This window comes from Streptomyces sp. NPDC048370 (assembly GCF_043200825.1).
Classification (GTDB): domain Bacteria; phylum Actinomycetota; class Actinomycetes; order Streptomycetales; family Streptomycetaceae; genus Streptomyces.
The window spans coordinates 718,421-739,533 of sequence record NZ_JBICYI010000003.1 but is presented as its reverse complement, the minus strand read 5'-3'; the positions used below and the strand labels follow the sequence as shown (position 1 = coordinate 739,533).

Here is a 21,113-nt window from a genome sequence, read left to right as displayed (position 1 = left end):
CGGACCGCTACCCCGCCCCCATTCGCCTTCGCCGGGCAGGCCTAGGACGCCGGTGGGGAGTCCGAGCCGCTCGGGGTTCCCGGGTCCGTCGACGGGGTGGGGTCCGTCGACGGGGTCGGCTCCGTCGTGGGCGGCGGGGTCGTCGGCTCCGTCGTCGGCGGGGGCGTGGTCGGCTCCTCCGTCGGCGGGGGTGTCGTCGGCTCCGTCGTGGGCGGCGGAGTGGTCGGCTCCTCCGTCGTGGGCGGGGGCTCCTCCGTCGTCGGGGGCGCCGGGGTGGTCGCCCCGCGGCCGTCGATCCGTACGACCGCGCCCGACGGGTTGACGCCGACCCGGGCGGACCAGGCGCCCGCCGGTTCGCGCGCCTGGTCCACGGAGATCCGGACCGTCACCGACTCGCCCGGGCGCAGGGTGCCCGCGGCCTGGCTCACGTACAGCCAGGGGGCGTCCGACCAGAGCGACCAGGAGACGGGCGAGCCGCCGGAGGCGGTGAGGGTGAGCAGCGTCGTGTCGCCGTTCCCCCGGGCCGTGACCGTGATCCGGCCCGGGCCCGCCTCGCCCGGCACGGACGGCCCCACCGGTCCACCGGGGCTGATCACCTCGACCGAGACGTCCGGGGACCTGCTGCCCTGGGTGAAGCGCGGATCGGGGGTGGTGCGGGCATTGCCCGCGTTCTCGTAGCGGTCGTACGGGGAGCCTTCGAGGCCCGCGGGGTCGTCCACCTCGCTCGCGGTGACCGGGGCGCCGGCGCGGGCCTCGCCGGTGACGGGGCCGCTGCGGTACGAGGCCCAGAGGGCCAGGACCGGGGCCGCGACCACGGCGGCCACGACGGTGGTCGTCACCGCGCGGGCCCGCATCCGGTCGCGGCGGGCCGCGTGGTCCTTGGGGTCGAGGGGGAATCCGGCGGGCCCGAAGCGGGGAGCGCCCGCACGCGCGCGTGGGACGTGCAGCATCGCCACGTACGCGGCCGCCCTGGGCGCCTCGACCAGCGGGAGCCGGGCCGGGGTGGGCGATGTCGCGCCGGGCCACGGGCCGCTCGCGCCCGCCCGCTCGGCGGCCCTGCGGCAGCGCGGGCAGTCGTCGACGTGGCGGACCAGTTCGGCGCGCAGGGCCGCGGAGAGCAGCACCTGGTGGTCGCCGGTGAGCCGGGCGACGGTGGGGCAGTTGCCGGTCTCGACGACCGCGAGCGCGGCCCGGGTGCGCTCGACCTCGCAGGCGGCCGACGAGAGCAGCTCGCGGGCGGAGAGCGGGTCGAGGGAGAGCACGGCGGCGACCTCGCGGTGGCCGAGGCCGTGCCGGACGGCGAGTTCAAGCGCCTCGCGCTGCTCGGGGGTGGTGCCCGCGGCCTCCGGCCAGGCGAGGAGGGCCAGTTCGGCGCGGCGGCGCTCGGCGACCTTGTCGGAGACCCGGGGCGGCGCGGGCGCGGCAACGACCGGGCGGCCGGTGTGCGCGCCCTGCCGCTTGCCGCGCTGCTCGCCGAGGCTGCGCAGACAGGCCCAGCGGGCGAGCGCGTAGAGCCAGGCCTTGCGCCCGTCCTCGTCGGACGGGCACCGGCCGCGGTGGCGCTCGGCGACGGCGAGGACGTCACCGAGGACACCGGTCGCGGCGTCGTGGTCGCAGAGCACGGAGAGGCAGTAGGTGAACAGGCCGTCCAGATACGCCTCGTAGCGGGCAGGCGGGTGCTGGCCGAGGGTGCGGGGACCTTCGGCCGCCCGCCGGTGCGCCCGGTGTGCGCCGGTGGTGTGGGTGGGGGGTTCCAGCCTGCTGCTCGTCACTGGGCGACCGTAGGCAGGACAGGGCGGACTCTTCGTACCCCTTGAACACTTTTAATCCGTACGGGTGAAGGTATCCCTCAAAAGGGGACAGGAACACGGCATTCCGTCGCCGTGGGACCGCCCGGCCCTCGGCTCCGCGTCCGCTGTCAGTGAGGGCGGCTACGGTGTGGCGCATGGCTGCCCGTACGAAATCCGCCAAGGACCGGCCGTCCTACCGCTGCACCGAATGCGGTTGGACGACCGCCAAGTGGCTCGGTCGTTGCCCCGAGTGCCAGGCCTGGGGGACGGTCGAGGAGTACGGCGCGCCCGCCGTCCGCACCACCGCCGCCGGCCGCGTCTCCACCGCCGCGCTCCCCATCGGCCAGGTCGACGGCCGCCAGGCCACCGCGCGCTCCACGGGCGTGGACGAGCTGGACCGGGTCCTGGGCGGCGGCCTGGTGCCCGGCGCGGTCGTCCTGCTCGCGGGCGAGCCCGGCGTCGGCAAGTCCACGCTGCTGCTCGACGTGGCCGCGAAGGCGGCGAGCGACGAGCACCGCACGCTGTACGTGACGGGTGAGGAGTCCGCGAGCCAGGTCCGGATGCGGGCCGACCGGATCAACGCGCTGAGCGACCACCTGTACCTGGCCGCCGAGACCGACCTGTCCGCCGTCCTCGGGCATCTCGACGCCGTCAAGCCCTCGCTGCTGATCATGGACTCGGTGCAGACCGTCGCATCCCCGGAGATCGACGGGGCGCCGGGCGGCATGGCGCAGGTGCGCGAGGTCGCCGGAGCCCTGATCCGGGCCTCCAAGGAGCGGGGCATGTCCACGCTGCTCGTCGGCCACGTCACCAAGGACGGCGCCATCGCCGGTCCCCGGCTCCTGGAGCACCTGGTCGACGTCGTCCTGAGCTTCGAGGGCGACCGGCACGCGCGCCTGCGGCTGGTCCGGGGCGTGAAGAACCGGTACGGGGCGACGGACGAGGTCGGCTGCTTCGAGCTGCACGACGAGGGGATCACGGGCCTGGCCGACCCCTCGGGCCTCTTCCTGACCCGGCGCGACGTGGCCGTGCCCGGCACCTGCCTGACGGTCACCCTGGAGGGCCGTCGGCCGCTGGTCGCCGAGGTGCAGGCGCTCACGGTCGACTCCCAGATCCCGTCGCCCCGGCGGACCACCTCGGGCCTGGAGACCTCCCGGGTCTCGATGATGCTGGCCGTCCTGGAGCAGCGCGGCCGGATCACCGCGCTCGGCAAGCGGGACATCTACTCGGCGACGGTGGGCGGCGTGAAGCTCTCCGAGCCCGCCGCCGACCTCGCGATCGCGCTCGCCCTGGCCTCCGCCGCCAGCGACACGCCGCTGCCGAAGAACCTCGTCGCGATCGGCGAGGTGGGACTCGCGGGGGAGGTCCGGCGGGTGACGGGCGTGCAGCGGCGGCTCGCGGAGGCACACCGCCTCGGGTTCACGCACGCCCTCGTGCCGACCGATCCCGGCAAGGTCCCCGCGGGCATGAAGGTCACGGAGGTGGCCGACATGGGGGACGCGCTGCGGGTGCTGCCGCGGGGCCGGCGGGTGGCCGCACCGCGCGACGAGCAGGGGTAGCGCGGACAGGGCGCGCGGGGCGGTTCTTGGGGCGCTCCGGCGTGCGGCAGAGGGGCGCGGGCCGGTGTCGCTAGACTTTGCCCTGGTCTCGCCCATCCGTACGAGCCGGAGGAGAGCAGTGGCAGCCAAGGACGGGAACGAAGCGCTGATGCGCGCGGCCCTCAGCGCGGTCGCTCCCGGCACCGCTCTGCGCGACGGTCTCGAGCGCGTTCTGCGGGGCAACACCGGTGGTCTGATCGTGCTCGGCATGGACAAGACGGTGGACTCGATGTGCACCGGCGGCTTCGTGCTCGACGTGGAGTTCACGGCGACCCGGCTGCGCGAGCTGTGCAAGCTCGACGGCGGGCTCGTCCTCGACAAGGACATCTCCAAGATCCACCGGGCAGGTGTCCAGCTGGTGCCGGACGCCTCCATCCACACCGAGGAGACCGGCACCCGCCACCGCACGGCGGACCGGGTCTCCAAGCAGTGCAACTTCCCGGTGGTCTCCGTCTCCCAGTCGATGCGGCTCATCGCCATCTACGTGAACGGCGAGCGCCGCGTCCTGGAGGAGTCCGCCGCGATCCTCTCCCGGGCCAACCAGGCGCTCGCGACCCTGGAGCGGTACAAGCTCCGTCTCGACGAGGTCGCCGGCACGCTCTCCGCCCTCGAGATCGAGGACCTGGTGACCGTCCGGGACGTCACCGCCGTCGCCCAGCGACTGGAGATGGTCCGCCGGATCGCCACCGAGATCGCCGAGTACGTCGTCGAGCTCGGCACCGACGGCCGGCTTCTCTCGCTCCAGCTGGACGAGTTGATCGCGGGCGTGGAGCCCGAGCGTGAGCTCGTCGTCCGGGACTACGTACCGGAGCCCACGGCCAAGCGCTCGCGCACGGTCGCGGAGGCGCTCACCGAGCTCGACGCGCTCACCCACGCCGAGCTGCTCGAACTGCCCATCGTGGCGCGGGCCCTGGGCTACAGCGGCTCCCCCGAGACTCTCGACTCCGCGGTCTCCCCGCGCGGCTACCGGCTCCTCGCCAAGGTCCCGCGGCTGCCCGGCGCGATCATCGAGCGGCTCGTGGAGCACTTCGGCGGGCTGCAGAAGCTGCTCGCGGCCAGCGTGGACGACCTCCAGACCGTCGACGGCGTCGGCGAGGCCCGGGCGCGCAGCGTCCGCGAGGGCCTCTCCCGGCTCGCGGAGTCCTCGATCCTGGAGCGGTACGTCTAGGAAGCGGTACGTCCAAGGGCCTTTGCGCCACGCGAGAAGGGGCGGTACGGGAATCCCGTACCGCCCCTTCCGCGTACTGCCGGTTCCGGCGGGCCTCAGTCCTTGGCCAGCGCGAACGGGGCCGGAGACACCTTCACGCCCGGCACGGCCGCCTCCACCAGGTACGTCCCCGGCGCCACCGGGCCCGCCGGGGCCGTGGCGCACTGCGGGGCGCTGCGGGCGCGGTCCCACTCCACGGTGTGCGTGATCGTCGAACCCGCCGGGATCCGGAGCAGGACGGGGGCGGCCTGGCGCGGGCAGTCCTGCGAGGACCAGACCTCGTCGTCCTGGTTGTCACTGATCGTCAGGACCGCGTGCTTGGGACCGAAATCGGCCTTGCACTCGGTGGCCGAGGTGTTCTTGGCGACCAGCTGGAAGCGCGGCTTCTCACCCGGCGCGTACGAGACCTTGGCGCTGCGCAGGGTCAACTGCAGTGCTCCGGGAGCGCAGTTCGGCAGCGGAGAATTGGCCGGAACCTGCTGGCCCGCGCCCGCGCCCGCGCCGCCGTCGCCGCCCGCGCCGTCCGTGTCGCCGTTCTTGCCGCCGCCCTCGGCGCCCGCGTCCGTACCGGCACTCGCACCCGTACCCGCGTCCGTACCGCCTCTGTCGCCGTCACCGCCGTCGCCACCGGCGTTCTCGCCGGAGTCGCTCGACTCGTCCCGGCCGCCCGGCTGTTGACTGATCGCGGGACCGGAACCGGAGGGCCCGGGGGTGATCGAAGGCGCAGGAGAAGAGCCGTTGGCCGCGTCGTCGGCCTTCTTCCCGCCGCCGCCGTCGGAGGTGACGACCCAGAGGGCGACGAGCGCCGTGAGGGCGATCAGGCACAGCGCGACCGCCCTCCGTCGCCAGTAGATGGAGGAGGGAAGCGGCCCGACCGGATTGCGCAGTGATCCCACGCCACGAACCTTACGAGAGATCGGCTCCAACTCCCGCCCCACCCGCCGCCCCAGGCATCAAGTTTTGCCGATGATCACACCCACCCCACTTTCGTAGGGGGTGGTCGTGGTCCTTCGGCCCGGGTGCGGGGCGTCGACCGCCGCATAGCGTCGCCCGCCATGGACACCCTCCCTGACGATCTCTATCTCGATGTCGCCGACTTCGCCCACTCCGCCCCGCACTGGCTGCAGCTGCTCGCCGAGGTGTGGACGGAGGCCGGACTGCTGCTCTTCGGCGTGCTGTTCCTGGCCGGCTGGTGGCGGGCCAGGTCGGCGGCGAGCGGCACGATGGCGCTCGCGCTGCTGGCCCCGCTCGCGACCGCCTTCGGCTACGTGGTGAGCGAGGCGCTCAAGTCGGTGATGGACGAGGAGCGTCCGTGCCGGGCGGTCGCCGGGGCGCCCGCCTCGCTCGTACCGTGCCCGCCGACAGGCGACTGGTCCTTCCCCAGCAACCACGCGGCGATCGCGGGTGCGGCCGCGGTGGCGCTCGCGCTGTCCTGGCGCGGGATGGTGTGGCTGACCGTGCCGATGGCGCTGCTCATGGCGTTCTCCCGGGTCTTCGTCGGCGTCCACTACCCGCACGACGTGGTCGTCGGACTGCTGCTCGGCGGGGCCGTCGCCTTCCTGGTCGTGAAGGGGGCGAACCGGCCGGTCCGGGCGCTGGTGGAGACGGCGCGGTCGAGCCGGAACGGCGCCGTGGTGTGGTGCGCGGGGCGTGGGCCGCGCCCGCACGCCTCCACGCGCCCCGGGGGCGTGCGCCACGGCGCGTACTGAACGGGCGTCGGACGTGCCAGGATCGGGGGTGCGATGACTTCCACCGATGCCTCTTCCTCCGTTTCCTCCGCCGGGGCCTCCGCCGTTGCCTCCGCCGCTTCCCCGGCCGCCTCCTCGGCCGCTTCCTCGGCGTTCGAAGCCCCGGCCGTCGCGGCACCCGCCGCCCTGCACGGGCCCGTCCTCGCCTGGTTCGACCGGCACGCCCGTGACCTGCCCTGGCGGCGCCCCGAGGCGGGGGCGTGGGGCGTGATGGTCAGCGAGTTCATGCTCCAGCAGACCCCGGTCGTACGGGTCCTGCCGGTGTACGAGCAGTGGCTGGCGCGCTGGCCGCGCCCGGCCGACCTGGCCGCCGACGCGCCCGGCGAGGCCGTCCGCGCCTGGGGCCGGCTCGGCTACCCGCGGCGCGCGCTCCGGCTGCACGCGGCGGCGGTGGCCATAACGGAGCGGCACGGCGGCGATGTGCCGAGCGAGCACGCGGCGCTGCTCGCGCTGCCCGGGATCGGCGAGTACACGGCGGCCGCGGTGGCCTCGTTCGCGTACGGGCAGCGGTATCCGGTCCTCGACACGAACGTCCGCCGGGTGTTCGCCCGGGCGGCGACGGGCGTGCAGTACCCGCCGAACGCCACGACCGCCGCCGAGCGCAGGCTCGCGCGGGAGCTGCTTCCGCAGGACGAGGGGACGGCGGCGCGCTGGGCGGCGGCCTCGATGGAGCTGGGCGCGCTGGTGTGCACGGCGAAGAACGAGGACTGCGCGCGGTGCCCGATCGCCGACCGGTGTGTCTGGCGGCTGGCCGGGAAGCCGGCCCACGACGGGCCGCCCCGGCGCGGCCAGACGTACGCGGGCACGGACCGCCAGGTGCGGGGCCGCCTGCTCGCCGTCCTGCGGGACTCGGCGGGGCCGGTGTCGCAGGCCGCCCTCGACGTGGTCTGGGACGACCCGGTCCAGCGCGCCCGCGCCCTCGACGGCCTGGTCGCGGACGGCCTCGTGGAGCCCTTGGAGAACGCGGAGTACCGCCTGCCGCAGGCCTGAACGGGCGGGGGTCCACCCGTACGCCGTCGGGTGGACCCGACCCCTCACGCGCGCCCCACCCCCACAAAGCCCCGCCTTATACCCACTCCTGCGCCCTGTTACACAACCGACGGAAAGCCGTGCGTCCGTCGACGGCTGGGGCGCACAGGCTCGTGACAACAGCTCCGTAGCGTCATCGACGTCAAGCAAACAAGCTGGTCACGGGGATGGAGGCGGTCGGTATGTCGCACGGCGAGGTGCTCGACTTCGAGGAGTACGTACGGACTCGGCAGGACGCGCTGCTGCGCAGCGCCCGCCGGCTCGTGCCGGACCCGGTCGACGCACAGGACCTCCTCCAGACCGCCCTCGTCCGTACGTACGGCCGCTGGGACGGCATCGCCGACAAGTCGCTCGCCGACGCCTACCTCCGTCGGGTGATGATCAACACCCGTACCGAGTGGTGGCGCGCACGGAAGCTCGACGAGGTCCCCACGGAGCAGCTGCCCGACGCCTCCGTCGACGACGCCACCGAGCAGCACGCCGACCGCGCGCTGCTCATGGACATCCTCAAGGTGCTCGCCCCGAAGCAGCGCAGCGTCGTCGTCCTGCGGCACTGGGAACAGATGAGCACGGAGGAGACGGCGGCCGCGCTCGGCATGTCGACGGGTACGGTGAAGTCCACGCTCCACCGCGCACTGGCCCGACTGCGCCAGGAACTGGAGAGCCGTGGCGTCGACGACGCCCGCGCTCTGGAGCGTTCGACCGTACGACGTCACGAACGGGGGCAGGACCGGTGCGCGGCCTAGGCGCCAGAATCGACGGCGACGACGGGTCCGGCGGCCCGCGGCGCCGGACCTTCAAGGCGGCGAGCATCACGGCGGTGGCCGTGCTCGCCGCCGTCGGCGTGTCCCTGACCGCCTGCTCCACCGGCGGTACGGGCTCCCGCGACGAGGGCGCGGCCCGCGCCGACGAGGTGGCCTCTGCCGCCCCCGCCCCGTCCTCGCCTTCCGCCTCGTCCAGCCAGATGCCCACCAAGCGGGTCGACCCGATCGCGCTGATCAAGGGCGACCCCAAGATCGGGTCGCGCCTCAAGGACGATCTGAAGCCCTGTGTCGCCGACGCGTACCCCGTGGACACCTCGTACGGGAACATGACGGGCGGCACCTCGCCCGACGTCGTCGTCAACGTGATGACCTGTGGTGACGCCGTCGGTATCGGCACCTACGTGTACCGCGAGAACGGCGACGGCTACAAGAACGTCTTCATGGTCGAGGACGCGGCCGTGTACGCCACGATCGACCGGGGCGACCTGGTCGTGACCAAGCAGGTGTACGCCAAGGGCGACCCGGTGGCCTACCCCTCGGGCGAGGACGTGATCACGTACCGCTGGGCGGGAAACAAGTTCTCCCAGCACGACTGGGTGCACAACGACTACAGCCGCGCGGTCGGCGACGGTGGCATCGACGGCCCCGCGACGGTCGCACCGAGCGGCAGCTGAACGAGAACGTGAAGTGAGAGGGCGAGCGATGGCCGAGACCCATGTGCTGTTCGTCGAGGACGACGACGTCATCCGCGAGGCCACCCAGCTGGCGCTGGAGCGGGACGGCTTCGTGGTGACCGCCATGCCCGACGGCCTGTCGGGCCTGGAGGCGTTCCGGGCGGACCGCCCGGACATCGCGCTGCTCGACGTGATGCTGCCGGGCATGGACGGCGTGAGCCTCTGCCGCCGCATCCGGGACGAGTCGACCGTGCCCGTGATCATGCTGTCGGCGCGCGCCGACTCCATCGACGTCGTCCTCGGCCTGGAGGCCGGTGCCGACGACTACGTGACCAAGCCCTTCGACGGCTCCGTGCTGGTGGCCAGGATCCGGGCCGTGCTGCGCCGCTTCGGCCACGCCGGCGGCCCGGCGGCCGGCGAACCGGGCGAGGACGAGGGGCCCGAGGGCGGCCTGCTGGTCTTCGGTGACCTGGAGGTCGACACCGAGGGCATGGAGGTCCGCAGGGGCGGCGCGACGGTGGGGCTGACCCCGACCGAGATGCGTCTGCTGCTCGAGTTCTCGTCCGCGCCGGGCACGGTCCTGTCGCGGGACAAGCTCCTGGAGCGGGTCTGGGAGTACGGCTGGGGCGGCGACACCCGGGTGGTGGACGTCCACGTCCAGCGGCTGCGCACCAAGATCGGCCAGGACCGGATCGAGACGGTCCGCGGCTTCGGCTACAAGCTCAAGGGATGACCACCCCTGATGTGTGAGAAGCAGGTCAGCAGGTGAAGCCGCCCGCCCTCCGTACCGGCGTCCGCTGGAAGATCGCCGTCGCCATCGCGGCGGTGGGCGCGCTCATCGCGGTCACGCTCAGCCTGGTCGTCCACAACTCGGCCCGCGTCTCGATGCTCGACAACGCGCGCGAGGTGCAGATGGAGCGGCTGCTCTTCGCGCAGCGGATGTACGAGAGCTCCAAGCCGAAGGAGCCGCGGTTCGGCACCAAGATCAACGACCCGATGCTGCCGCCCCAGCTCGACCAGCTGATGCGCGACAAGCGGCGCGGCACGTACGTCCAGGAGCACAGCCACGGCGGTCCGCCCGACGTCTGGGCGGCCGTGCCGCTGGCCAACGGCGACGTGCTGTCCCTGCACATCCCGTTCGCCGACCGCAGCGCGACGATCATGAAGGATCTCGACCGTGCGCTGATCATCGGCTCCGTCTCCGTCGTCTTCGGCGGCTGCGCGCTCGGTGTGCTCATCGGCGGCCAGCTCTCGCGCCGGCTGCGCAAGGCCGCCGCGGCGGCCGGCCGGGTCGCGCAGGGCAACACGGACGTACGGGTGCGGGACGCCATCGGCGGGGTCGTCCGCGACGAGACCGACGAGCTGGCCCGGGCGGTGGACGCCCTGACCGACGCGCTGCACGAGCGGATCGAGGCCGAGCGCCGGGTCACCGCCGACATCGCGCACGAGCTGCGCACCCCGGTGACCGGTCTGCTCACGGCGGCGGAACTGCTGCCTCCCGGGCGCCCGACCGAGCTCGTACGGGACCGGGCGCAGGCCATGCGCACGCTGGTCGAGGACGTCCTGGAGGTCGCCCGGCTCGACAGCGCGTCGGAGCGCGCCGAGCTCCAGGAGATCGCGCTCGGGGAGTTCGTGGAGCGCCGGGTGCGAGCCCTCGACCCCGAGGCGGTCGTGCACGTGGTCCACGAGTCCTGGGTGAGCACGGACCCCCGGCGCCTGGAACGGATCCTCGGCAACCTGCTCGCGAACGCGGCCAAGCACGGCAAGCCGCCGGCGGGAGCGGACGAGCGCCGGCTGCCGGTCGAGGTCACGGTCGAGGGCCGGGTGGTACGCGTACGGGACCACGGCCCCGGCTTCCCCGAGGCGCTGCTGCGCGAGGGCCCGAGCCGGTTCCGTACCGGGGCGAGCGACCGCGCGGGGCAGGGGCACGGGCTCGGCCTGACGATCGCGGCGGGGCAGGCCCGGGTCCTCGGGGCCCGGCTGACGTTCCGCAACGCCGCTCCCGAGGGCACTCCGGCGGGGGCGGGGGGCGCGATCGCGGTGCTCTGGCTGCCGGACCACGCGCCGACGAACACGGGCAGCTTCCCGATGATCAAGTTCGCGGACTGACGGCCGCGGGCACGCGGAGGTACGCGGGAGGGCCCCGGGTACGCGGGAGGGCCCCGGGTACGCGGGAGGGCCCCGGCACATCTGGTGTGCCGGGGCCCTCCCGTACGTACGAGGTCGTCAGACGGACCAGGTCGTCAGATACGGACGAGGTCCTCAGACCGTCTCGGCGACCTTCGGCTGCTCGCCGTCCGTCGCCTGCGGCTTCGCCGCGGGTCCCGCGCCGCGCAGGGCGACCTCCTTGACCAGGAAGGCGAGGACGAAGCCGACGACCGCGATCGCCCCGCCGACCAGGAACGCGGAGTGCGTGCCGGCGGCCACCGCGTGTTGGTACGCCTCGCGCAGCGCCTCCGGCAGCTTCGCGAGGGAGGCCGCGTCGAGCTGGGCGGACTGCTGGGTCAGCTCCGAGCCGCCGCGCGCCGCCATCTCGTCCTGGACGCGGCTCGTGAAGAGCGCGCCCATGATCGCGACGCCGAAGGAGGAGCCGAGGGTACGGAAGAGGGTGGTCGCGGAGGAGGCGACGCCCATGTCCTTCATCTCGACGCTGTTCTGCGCGACGAGCATCGTGATCTGCATCAGGAAGCCCATGCCGGCGCCGAGCACCGCCATGTAGATCCCGGAGGTGATGCGGGAGGTGTCGGTGTCCATCTGCGCGAGCAGGAACAGGCCGACCACCATCAGCGCCGTGCCGATGATCGGGAAGATCTTGTACTTCCCGCTGTTGGTGGTGATCCGCCCGGAGATCAGCGAGACGACCATCATCGCGAGCAGCATCGGCAGGAGCAGCAGACCGGAGTTGGTCGCCGAGGCGCCCTGTACGGACTGCTGGAAGAGCGGCAGGAAGAGGACCGCGCCGAACATCACGAAGCCGGTGAGGAAGCCGATCACCGACATGAGGGTGAAGTTGCGGCTGCGGAAGATGTGCAGCGGGACGACCGGGTCGGCCGCGCGGGTCTCGGCCCGGAGGAACGCGGCGAGCGCGAGGACACCGGTGACCGAGAGGCCGACGATGGTCGCGGAGCCCCAGGCGTACTCCGTACCTCCCCAGGTGGTTACCAGGACGATCGCGGTGATGCCGACGGTCAGCAGGGCGGCGCCGAGGAAGTCGATCCGGGTGGAGCGGTCGCGCTCCTTCTTCGGCAGGTGGAGCACGGCGGAGACCATCGCGAGGGCGACGACGCCGAGCGGCAGGTTGATGTAGAACGACCAGCGCCAGCCCCAGTGGTCGGTGATGGTGCCGCCGACCAGCGGTCCGCCGATCATGGCGAGGGCCATCACGCCGGCCATCATGCCCTGGTACTTGCCGCGCTCACGCGGCGGAATCAGGTCGCCGATGATCGCCATGACGCCGACCATCAGACCGCCGGCGCCCAGACCCTGGACGGCGCGGAAGCCGATGAGCTGCCCCATGTCCTGGGCCATGCCGCTGAGCGCCGAGCCGATCAGGAAGATCACGATCGAGGTGAGGAAGACGCCCTTGCGGCCGAACATGTCGCCGAGCTTGCCCCAGATGGGGGTGGAGGCGGCGGTGGCCAGGGTGTAGGCGGTGACGACCCAGGAGAGGTGGGCCAGGCCACCGAGCTCGCCGACGATCGTGGGCATCGCGGTGCCGATGATCATGTTGTCGAGCATCGCGAGCAACATCGCGATCATCAGGGCGAGGAGGACGACGCGGACACTGCGCGGCTGCTCCGCCCCCTCGGCCGAGGTGGGTTCTGCTGTGGTGGTCATGTCCCCTGCTCCCGGCACCCACCTGGGTGCTTACTTGCCGACCGGCTAGTTATTACACTGGGAAGGTAGACGCGTAACTAGCCGGGCGTCAAGTAAGTAAGAGCGTGTGGGAGCGAGCAGACCATGGCCAGAGGCAACACCCGCCAGCGCATCCAGGACGTGGCTCTCGAACTCTTCGCCGAGCAGGGGTACGAGAAGACCTCGCTGCGCGAGATCGCCGAGCGGCTCGACGTCACGAAGGCGGCGCTGTACTACCACTTCAAGACCAAGGAAGACATCCTCATCGGGCTCTTCCAGGACCTCACCCGCCCCATGGACGAGCTGATCGAGTGGGCACGGACGCAGCCGCGCACGCTGGAGACCCGCCAGGAGGTACTGCGCCGCTACCAGCACGCGCTCCTCGACGCGGCCCCGCTCTTCCGCTTCATGCAGGAGAACCAGGCCACGGTGCGGGAGCTGAGCATCGGGCTGACGTTCAAGGAGCGCATGATCGAGCTGACGGGCCTGGTGCAGGAGCCGGACTTCGCGATGGTCGACCGGGTGCGGTGCGTGAGCGCGATCTTCACGCTGCACGCGGGCACGTTCTTCATGCAGAACGTCGAGGGCGACACCGAGGAGAAGCACGAAGCCGTCCTCGAGGTCGCCCTCGATCTGCTGAGCCAGGCGCATCACGCGCCGTAGCGGTTTGTCGCTTTTTCTACGGTCAGATGGTGACGCCCACCGAGCGCAGGAACGCGGCCGGGTTGAGGGCGGAGCCGTAGTTCGGGGTCGTACGGATCTCGAAGTGCAGGTGCGGGCCGGAAGAGTTGCCGGTGTTGCCGGACAGGGCGATCTTCTGGCCGGCGCCGACCTTCTGGCCGACGTGCACGTTGATCTTCGACAGGTGCGCGTACTGCGAGTACTTGCCGTTGGCGTGCTTGACGACGATGGCGTTGCCGTACGCGGGGCCGTCGCCGCCGCCGTTCGGGCCGGCCTTCACGACGGTGCCGGCGCCGGCGGCCTTGACGGTGGTGCCGACCGGGACGGCGAAGTCCTGGCCGGAGTGCTTGTGGGCCCACATGGCGCCGCCCTGGTTGTAGCTGGCGGTCAGCGTGTAGGAGCTGACCGGCTTGACCCAGGAGGGGGCCTTCTTGGCGGCGACCGGGGTGACCTTGACGGTCTTGGCGACGGCCGCCTTCTTCGCGGCGGCGGCCTTCTGGGCGGCGGCCAGCTTGGCGGTGGCGACCTGAGCCTGGGCATCGGCCTGCGCGGCGACGGCAGCGGACGCACCGGTCGCGGCAGTCGCGATGGTGGCCTTGCCCTCGGCGGCGAAGGCGGACCCTGCTCCGGCCACCAGCGACACTCCCAGACCCGCGGTGGCGAGAGCGACGGCGGTGACTCGGGCGGCGGGGTTCATAACGCGCTTCGACATACGGGGGAAAACCTCCGGACAGAACGGGACCCGACGCGAGCGGTGCGCCGGGCGGGCTGTTGCTCATCCTTGGTAACCCGGACCCCCATCCGGCGTAAAACACCCCATCTACGACATTGCGTCGTAGCAGCGCGGGGGGATGTTCAGCCCTTGACGACCCCGTGGGGCCATCTTCGAAATCGGACATACCGACACAAGAGAAGCGGTTTATCCGCACGTCGCCCCCGCCCGAAACGGGCCATCAGGCCACTTCCCGCACGGTTCGCCCCCTCTCGGGACCAAAGTCCCGCGCCCGGAGTCCTGAACGTCCCGAATGAGCCCCAAACGCCAGCACTATTCCGGTTAGTACCCCTCGAAACGCCTGTGCGCCTTGTCACGGCGCCGCCCCCGCGAATGGGACCTGGGTCACGCAACCGAGGCCCTGTGGATCACGTCCGGGACTACGCTGACGCAGTCGGGCACCAAGGGGGGACACCAATGGATCCGTCAGTCATCGGCACGCGCCTCGCCTCGTCGGCGATGGCCCCGCTCCTGAAGAAACTGCTGGTCAGCGATGGTCCGGGGGCCGGCCTGCCGGGCGCGGCCAAGCGCATCCGGCTCTCGGGGCTCGTCTCCTTCCGGGGCGAGAAGCGCACCCTGACCGAGAAGGACGTCCGCAAGCTCGCCGCCACCCTCGTCGAGCGCGCCGTGGCGGGCCCGGGCGAGCCGCCGTTCCCCGCCGACGAGACGGAGGCGCTCACCTACACCCTGGCCGCCACCCTGCTCGCCCTCGGCGACCTCGACATGGACGACGTCCAGGCCGTCCACCTCGGCCCCACGGCCCTTGCCCGGCGCCTGCGCGCGGCCGCCCCGGCCCCGGACGGTCTGTCGACGGACTCCGTCCACTTCCTCCGCTCGCTCACCGAGTGGGCCTGCGTCCACATCCTGGAGTTCTTCACCCAACGCTCCACCTTCGTGGCCCGGACGCTGGTCGAGCAGACCCGCGGGCAGTCCGAGCTGAACGCCAAGGTCGACGAGGTCATCCGGCGCACGCCCCGGGTGGACGCGCGGGACGCGGAGTTCGAGCGGCGGTACCTGGCGCACGTGGCGAGGAAGCACGGGAGCCTTCAGATCTACGGGGTGGATCTGGAGGGCGCTCCGGAGAAGTGGCCGCTGGACGTGGCGTATCTGTCGCTGGAGGCGACGGGGTCGGGACTGAGCCCGTGGTCGGCGGAGGAGGGGAACAACGGGGCATGGGCCCGCTTCCTGGGCCCCGGCATCTCCGATGAGGCCTATCGTCGCTTTCACCTGACAGCGCTGGAGTCTGCCGACGAGTTCCGGACACGCTTCCCGGATGACGACGTCCACGGGAGCGTCACGATCACGCCCGATCAGCGCGACACCTTCTTGGCGGAGACCGAACGCATGTTCCGCGCCAGGAGCCTGGGAGGCCGCGCCGACCAGGCCCTCGCCCAGCAGGACAAGGTCCTGCTGCGCGGCCTCGCCGGTTCCGGGAAGACGACGCTCGTCCAGTGGCTGGCCGTCTCGGCCACCCGCGAGGACCTCGCGGACGACATGGCGTACCTCCGCGACCGGATCCCCTTCGTCCTCCCCCTCCGTACCCTCACGCGCCACGGCGAGCGGCTCCCCACCCCGGACCGCTTCCTCGCCGCCGTCGACTGCCCCCTCTCCCCGCCCGAGGGCTGGGCCGACCGGGTCCTCGCCGCCGGGCGCGGCCTGGTCCTCGTCGACGGCATCGACGAGATCCCCGAGGCCGAGCGGGAGCGCGCCCGCCGCTGGCTCCGCGACCTCCTCGCCACTTACGACGGAAACCGCTGGCTCGTCACCTCCCGCCCCACCGCAGTACGCGACGACTGGCTGACCTCCGACGGCTTCGCCGAACTCACCCTCGCCCCGATGTCGACCGCCGAGGTCACCACCTTCGTACGCCGCTGGCACCAGGCGGCCGGGCCGGAAGCGGCACCGTACGAACAGCCCCTCCTCGACGCCCTGCGGACCACCTCCGAGGTCGCCCAGCTCGCCACCAACCCCCTCATGTGCGGCCTGATCTGCGCCCTGCACCGCAACCGCCGGGGTTTTCTGCCGCGCGGCCGGAAGGCGCTCTACGACGCCGCCCTCTCGATGCTCCTCACCCGCCGGGACCGCGAACGGGACATGGGCACGCCGTACGGGATCGAGTTGGGCGAGGCCCCGCAGATCCAGTTGATTCAGCGGATCGCCTACTGGCTGACGCTCAACGGCCGCACGACGATGGACCGTTCGCACGCGGAGTCGGTCGTACGGGAGGCGGTGCCGGCCATCACCGAGGCCGCCGGGTACGACCCGGGGGCGGTCTTCACCCACCTGCTCCACCGCAGCGGCCTCCTGCGCGAACCGACCGAGGAGACCGTCGACTTCGTCCACCGCACCTTCCAGGACTACCTCGCGGCGAAGGCCCTCGTGGACCGCTGGGACATCGGCGTCCTGGTTCAGCACGCGGCCGACGACCAGTGGGAGGACGTCATCCGCATGGCCGTCGGCCACGCGCGCCCGCGCGAATGCGCGGAGATCTGCGAGGAGTTGCTGCGCGCGGTCGACGCGGAACCGGACCGTCGTAGGCAGCTGCGGATCCTGGTGGTGGCGGCGACGGCCCTCGATCACGCGACGGAGGTTGCACCGGAGGTCAGGGCACGGATCCTGGACCGGACGGCGACCGTGATCCCGCCGTCCGGGCCGGAGGAGGCACGGGAGCTGGCGTCGGTGGGCCGGGCGGTAGTGGAGCTCCTGCCGGACCCAGAGGGCCTGGATGTCGAGGCGGCGCTCAGCGTCGTGACGACGGCGACCCACATCGCGGACGACGCCGCGCTGCCGTACCTCCGACGGTTCACCAGGCACCCCGAACTGGTCGTCAGGTCCCAGCTGATGTGGGGATGGTCCCGGTTCGACACCACCACGTATGCCGAGGAGATCATCGCGAACCTGGATCCGGACGAGCTCAACTACGTGGTCCGCTCCGACCATCAGGCCACCGAGCTTGTGCGCCTGAATCTGCGGCCCATCTCCGTCGACATCCGCCCGGGCGTCACCGACTTCGGGATGAACGCTCTGGTGCCGCTCCTCGCGAGGACGGCGACCCTGGCGTTGGCGGAGGAGGTGCCATGGGCGCTGGAATCCATGCCCGCCGAGAACGCGCTGCTCTACCTTCGTCTGAGGTCCCGCCCCCGGGCGGGGCTCGGCTCCTTGCGCTCCCTCGCACTCCTGGAGGTGCTCAGCCTCGGCGGGGTCGGCACCCTGAGCGAGGAGGAATGGCTCGGCGTCTGCGCGCTGCCTCATCTGCAGAGCTTCTTCGTGGACGATGACACGCTTCTGAGCTGCCCCGACACGATCCGCCTCCCCAACGTGCGAGAGCTGGACGTGACCGGCGAGCGGATCGAGGAGCTGTTCGAGCCGATCGCCCGGTCCTTTCCCGGTCTGCGCACGCTGTACCTCACCGCACGCGGCCGCGTCCGTGCCTACGACCTCGCCCCTCTCGCGAGTCTGGACGAACTCGAATCCGTGCTCATCGCCGACGCCGAGGTCACCGGCACCGAACACCTCCCGCCCGCTGTCCGGATCGTCACATGACCTGACCGCCCCCGCCCACCCCCGGTACGTTCTCGATCATGACCGACATAGAGCTCGCCGACGCCATCGAGTCCGTACGCGATCAGCTGATCGAGGCCGCCGGCCGTGCCACGGGGAAGCCCGTTGCCTTCGAAGTGGGGGACATCGAGATGGAGTTCACGATCGAGCTCCGCAAGGAGGTGAAGGGCGGCGCCAAGGTCAAGGCCTGGGTCGTCGAGGCCGGGGCCGATGCCTCACGGACGCGGGGCGAGACGCACCGCGTCTCCTGCACCCTCAAGCCGCGCAACGCCGCCACCAGCGGGCCCTGGCTCGTCGGCAACGACGACGCCGGTGACACCTCCGACTTCGGCACGGGTCCCGCGGATCGATGACCATGGACTCCCGTCCCACCTTGCGGGCCGCCGTCGTCGTCCGTTCCGAGCCGCACGGCACCCAGGGCAGCGGCGTCCTGCTCACCACCGAGACCGTTCTCACCAGCGCCCATGTGCTGCGCGACGCCCACTCTGCCTGGGTGTCCTTACCCGGCCGGAGCACGTCCGTCCTGTGCCAGGTGGTCTGGTCGGACCAGCGGCTCGACGCGGCGCTCCTGCAGGCCCGGGAGAGCCTGACCGGTACGCGTGGCTACCGCACCGCGATCGGCCGGCTGGCCACCGACCGGCCCGTGCCCGGCTGCGAGATCCTCGGGTTTCCGCGGGTCCAGCGGTACGAGGGCGGCCGCAAGCTGGAGAGCGACCAGTACCGGGGCACCCTGCTCCCCCTCGCGGGGCTCATCCGCCGCACGATGGTCGTCGAGCTCGACGCGCCCCCGGCCACCGAGCCCGGCGACGGAGGTTCGCCGCTCGCCGGGCTCTCGGGCGGGCCGGTCTTCGCCGACGCCGAACTGCTCGGGATCGTGCGGGAGGTGCCGAGGGGCCGTGGGCACCGGCGCGTCGAGTGCGTCCCGGTGAGCGCCCTCGCCGCCGACGCCGACTTCCTCGTCGCCTACACCCAGGCCACCGGCCACGGCTTCCCCTCGCTCGTCGCCCTCACCCACCACACCTCGACCGACGCGCCGTACGAGCACGAGTACGGAGAGGCCGTCGCCACCGCCTACCGCCGCACCCGGATCTTCGGCCTCGACGAACTCGGCCGCCGGGCCGCCGAATGGGACCTGGACACCGCCTACCTGTCCCTGGAGGCCACCCCCCGTGATGCCTCCGCCGCACCCGTCCCCCAGCGGATCGCCGACCTCCTCGGCACCCGCCCCCGCGTCCTCCTCCGCGGCGACGCGGGCGCGGGGAAGACCACCCTGGTCTGGTGGCTCGCCGCCCACGCGGCCGCGGGGACCCTCGGCCCGCAACTCTCCGAGCTGAACGGCCTCGTGCCGTTCGTCGTCCCCCTCAGGGCGCTGCGCGCCCGCGGCACCGGCTTCCCCTCCCCCGCCGAACTCCCCGGCGCCGCAGGCCTGATGGTCGACTCCGCGCCCGACGGCTGGGCCGGCCGCGTCCTGGCGGAGGGCCGGGCGCTGCTGCTCGTCGACGGTCTCGACGAGGTGCCCCACGGGGACCGCGAGGACGTACGCGCCTGGCTCTCGGGGCTCCTCGCCCGCTACCCCCGTACCCGCTGCGTGGCGACCGTACGGCCCCTCGCCGTCGAGGCGGACTGGCTCGACGCGGAGGACTTCGAGGAACTCACCCTGCTCCCCCTGCGGGACCAGGACATCCAGGCCTTCGTCACCGCCTGGCACGACGCCGCACGGCTCGACGCCGACGACGAGCCCGTCGACGCCCTCGAACGCGACCTGCTCCAGCAGTTCCGCCACAACCCGACCCTGGCCGACCTGGCCCGTACGCCCCTGCTGTGCGCGGTCATCTGCGCCCTCCACCGGTTACGGGAGGGCTTCCTGCCCGAGACCCGCTGGGCGCTCTACGACTCCGCACTGCGCCTCCTCCTCGGAAGCCGCGACGACCGGCGCCGGATCGACGCCCCCGACGGCATCCGGATGTCGGTGGAGGAGCACCAGCAGCTCCTCCAACGCCTCGCGGCCTGGCTCGTCCGGGGCGGGCAGACGGAGTTCACCCGGGAGCAGGCGCTGCACCAGCTGAACCGGACGCTGCCGGGGATGCCCCGCGTCGCGGCCCAGGGCACGCCCGAGGAGATCCTCACGCACCTCCTCAACCGCACCGGCCTCCTGCACGAACGGACCGACTCCGTCTTCCAGTTCGCCCACCGCACGTTCCAGGACTTCCTGGCGGCCAAGGAGTTCGTCGAGGACGACCTCGTACCGGAGCTGCTGCGCCACGCGCGCGAGCAGCAGTGGCACGACGTCCTGCTCCTCGCGGCCGGCCACTGCTCGCGCCGTGACCTGCCCGTCCTGGTGGAGGGCCTGCTTGCGGCCGGCTCGGGGAGCCGGGACAAGGACCTGAAGACGACCCTGTACGTCCTGGCGGCCCTGTGCGCCCAGCACGCGGCCTGGCTCTCGGAGGGGCTCCACGCGCGCGTGCGGAAGGCGATCGTCTCGGTCCTGCCTCCCCTGAGCCGGGACCAGCTGGAGGCGGTGGCTCGGCTGGGGGGCTTCGTCCTGCCGCTGCTGCCCGACCCCGGGCCGGATGCGCGGGACGCCGACGCACTCGCTCTGATCTGCGAGATCGGCGGCGCGGAGGCGCTCCCCTACGTCCGCGCCTACGCCCACCGCAGGCACGCCTTCCGCCTCTCCATCAACTGGTCGAACTTCCCGGCGGAGGCGTACGCCCGCGAGGTCCTGGCCCGTATCCCACTCGACATGATCGGTCTCTTCGTCACGGGCCGGGACCAGCTGGCGCAGATCCCGCTGCTGCCGCACGCGTCCGACCTGATCCTCCAGGGCGACTTCGCCCCGGAGGAGCTGACGGCCGCTCTCCGTGGTCACGCCCTGCGCGGGCTCACCGTCGCCGACAACCCTCGGCTGACGGATCTCTCGCTGCTCACGCCCTTCGCGACCGCCCTCGACGCCCTGGCGGTGCAACGGTGCGCGGGGCTGACGGACCTCACGGCCCTGGAGGGTCTCGACCGAGTGCACACCCTGCTGCTCGACGGCGTGCCGCTGGGCGCCGCCGAGCTGAAGGTGATCGCCGGGCTGCCGCTCCTGCGCCACCTCACGCTGCGGCCCCTCCTGGACGGGACTGGGCTGAACCTGGCCCCGCTGCACTCCCTGACCGACCTCGAGGTGAAGATCGAGGGCCTCGCCAAGCGGCAGGTCCTCGGCCGTGCCCCCTTCGGCGAGCGCCTCACTCTGATTCCTTGATCTGACTCCTTGATCTGATCCCCCGAACTGAATCCTCGACGCGAAAGGGGGGGGGGGGGGGGGGGGGGGGGGGGGGGGGGGGGGGCCGGGGGGGCGGCGGGGGGGGGGGGGGGGTGTTGGTGGGGGGCTGGTGGGGGGGGCCCCCCCCCCACCGCCACCACCACGCAGACCTCGCCGCGCCCCGGCACCC

16 protein-coding genes are annotated in these 21,113 nt (G+C 72.5%); 12 read left to right on the top strand and 4 right to left on the bottom strand.

The features are described 5' to 3' along the window. Positions 1–41: 41 nt before the first annotated feature. Entirely contained in the window at positions 42–1,772 is a 1,731-nt protein-coding gene (locus tag ACGFYP_RS10760; RefSeq protein ID WP_393489018.1) for a hypothetical protein, read from the bottom strand. A 173-nt stretch (positions 1,773–1,945) separates the two neighbouring features. Here ACGFYP_RS10760 and radA point away from each other — a divergent pair, with 173 nt between their 5' ends. Next, a complete protein-coding gene (gene radA / locus ACGFYP_RS10755; RefSeq protein ID WP_361969987.1) occupies positions 1,946–3,349 on the top strand; it encodes a DNA repair protein RadA in 1,404 nt (467 codons plus the stop codon). A 148-nt stretch (positions 3,350–3,497) separates the two neighbouring features. After that, positions 3,498–4,556, top strand: coding sequence for a DNA integrity scanning diadenylate cyclase DisA (gene disA, locus ACGFYP_RS10750; RefSeq protein ID WP_361970025.1), 1,059 nt, complete (start codon positions 3,498–3,500; stop codon positions 4,554–4,556). A gap of 95 nt (positions 4,557–4,651) precedes the next feature. Here the strand turns inward: disA and ACGFYP_RS10745 are convergent, their stop codons facing one another. Then, the gene (locus ACGFYP_RS10745) at positions 4,652–5,491 is read right to left on the bottom strand and encodes a hypothetical protein (RefSeq protein WP_393489011.1); all 840 of its coding nucleotides are present in this window, start codon (positions 5,489–5,491) and stop codon (positions 4,652–4,654) included. Between the two features lie 159 nt (positions 5,492–5,650). Here ACGFYP_RS10745 and ACGFYP_RS10740 point away from each other — a divergent pair, with 159 nt between their 5' ends. The 6 genes from ACGFYP_RS10740 to cseC all read left to right on the top strand — a co-directional run bounded on the left by ACGFYP_RS10740 (position 5,651) and on the right by cseC (position 10,919). Beyond that, entirely contained in the window at positions 5,651–6,304 is a 654-nt protein-coding gene (locus ACGFYP_RS10740) for a phosphatase PAP2 family protein (RefSeq protein ID WP_393489009.1), read from the top strand. A 33-nt stretch (positions 6,305–6,337) separates the two neighbouring features. After that, positions 6,338–7,333 carry an A/G-specific adenine glycosylase gene (locus ACGFYP_RS10735; RefSeq protein WP_393489004.1) on the top strand — a complete coding sequence of 332 codons (996 nt, stop codon included), beginning with the start codon at positions 6,338–6,340 and terminating at the stop codon, positions 7,331–7,333. Positions 7,334–7,554: 221 nt separating this feature from the next. After that, positions 7,555–8,118: a SigE family RNA polymerase sigma factor gene (locus ACGFYP_RS10730; protein WP_361969998.1), complete on the top strand. Its 564-nt coding sequence runs from the start codon at positions 7,555–7,557 to the stop codon at positions 8,116–8,118. Beyond that, positions 8,106–8,810 (top strand): hypothetical protein, encoded by a 705-nt coding sequence (locus ACGFYP_RS10725; RefSeq protein WP_393488999.1) that lies wholly within the window; start codon positions 8,106–8,108, stop codon positions 8,808–8,810. The genes ACGFYP_RS10730 and ACGFYP_RS10725 overlap by 13 nt, the downstream gene beginning before the upstream one ends. A gap of 28 nt (positions 8,811–8,838) precedes the next feature. Beyond that, positions 8,839–9,543: a two-component system response regulator CseB gene (cseB, locus tag ACGFYP_RS10720; protein WP_393488994.1), complete on the top strand. Its 705-nt coding sequence runs from the start codon at positions 8,839–8,841 to the stop codon at positions 9,541–9,543. Between the two features lie 32 nt (positions 9,544–9,575). Further along, on the top strand, positions 9,576–10,919 hold the full coding sequence (cseC, locus tag ACGFYP_RS10715) for a two-component system sensor histidine kinase CseC (RefSeq protein ID WP_393488990.1): 1,344 nt from the start codon (positions 9,576–9,578) through the stop codon (positions 10,917–10,919). A gap of 153 nt (positions 10,920–11,072) precedes the next feature. Here the strand turns inward: cseC and ACGFYP_RS10710 are convergent, their stop codons facing one another. Next, positions 11,073–12,647, bottom strand: coding sequence for an MDR family MFS transporter (locus ACGFYP_RS10710; RefSeq protein ID WP_393488987.1), 1,575 nt, complete (start codon positions 12,645–12,647; stop codon positions 11,073–11,075). Between the two features lie 123 nt (positions 12,648–12,770). On the opposite strand from ACGFYP_RS10710, the gene ACGFYP_RS10705 reads away from it, so the two are divergent. Next, the gene (locus ACGFYP_RS10705) at positions 12,771–13,328 is read left to right on the top strand and encodes a helix-turn-helix domain-containing protein (protein ID WP_361970012.1); all 558 of its coding nucleotides are present in this window, start codon (positions 12,771–12,773) and stop codon (positions 13,326–13,328) included. A gap of 22 nt (positions 13,329–13,350) precedes the next feature. Here ACGFYP_RS10705 and ACGFYP_RS10700 read toward each other — a convergent pair whose 3' ends face one another. Next, positions 13,351–14,058, bottom strand: a complete 708-nt coding sequence (locus tag ACGFYP_RS10700; protein ID WP_361970014.1) for a M23 family metallopeptidase — start codon at positions 14,056–14,058, stop codon at positions 13,351–13,353. A gap of 477 nt (positions 14,059–14,535) precedes the next feature. Between ACGFYP_RS10700 and ACGFYP_RS10695 the strand changes: the two genes are divergently transcribed. Genes ACGFYP_RS10695 through ACGFYP_RS10685 form a run of 3 tightly spaced genes read left to right on the top strand, consistent with a single transcriptional unit; the run spans position 14,536 to position 20,923 of the window. Further along, positions 14,536–17,661, top strand: a complete 3,126-nt coding sequence (locus ACGFYP_RS10695; protein ID WP_393488982.1) for an NACHT domain-containing protein — start codon at positions 14,536–14,538, stop codon at positions 17,659–17,661. 38 nt (positions 17,662–17,699) lie between these two features. Further along, positions 17,700–18,032 (top strand): trypco2 family protein, encoded by a 333-nt coding sequence (locus ACGFYP_RS10690; RefSeq protein WP_393488979.1) that lies wholly within the window; start codon positions 17,700–17,702, stop codon positions 18,030–18,032. 2 nt (positions 18,033–18,034) lie between these two features. Further along, on the top strand, positions 18,035–20,923 hold the full coding sequence (locus ACGFYP_RS10685) for an NACHT domain-containing protein (protein WP_393488976.1): 2,889 nt from the start codon (positions 18,035–18,037) through the stop codon (positions 20,921–20,923). Positions 20,924–21,113 lie beyond the last annotated feature (190 nt).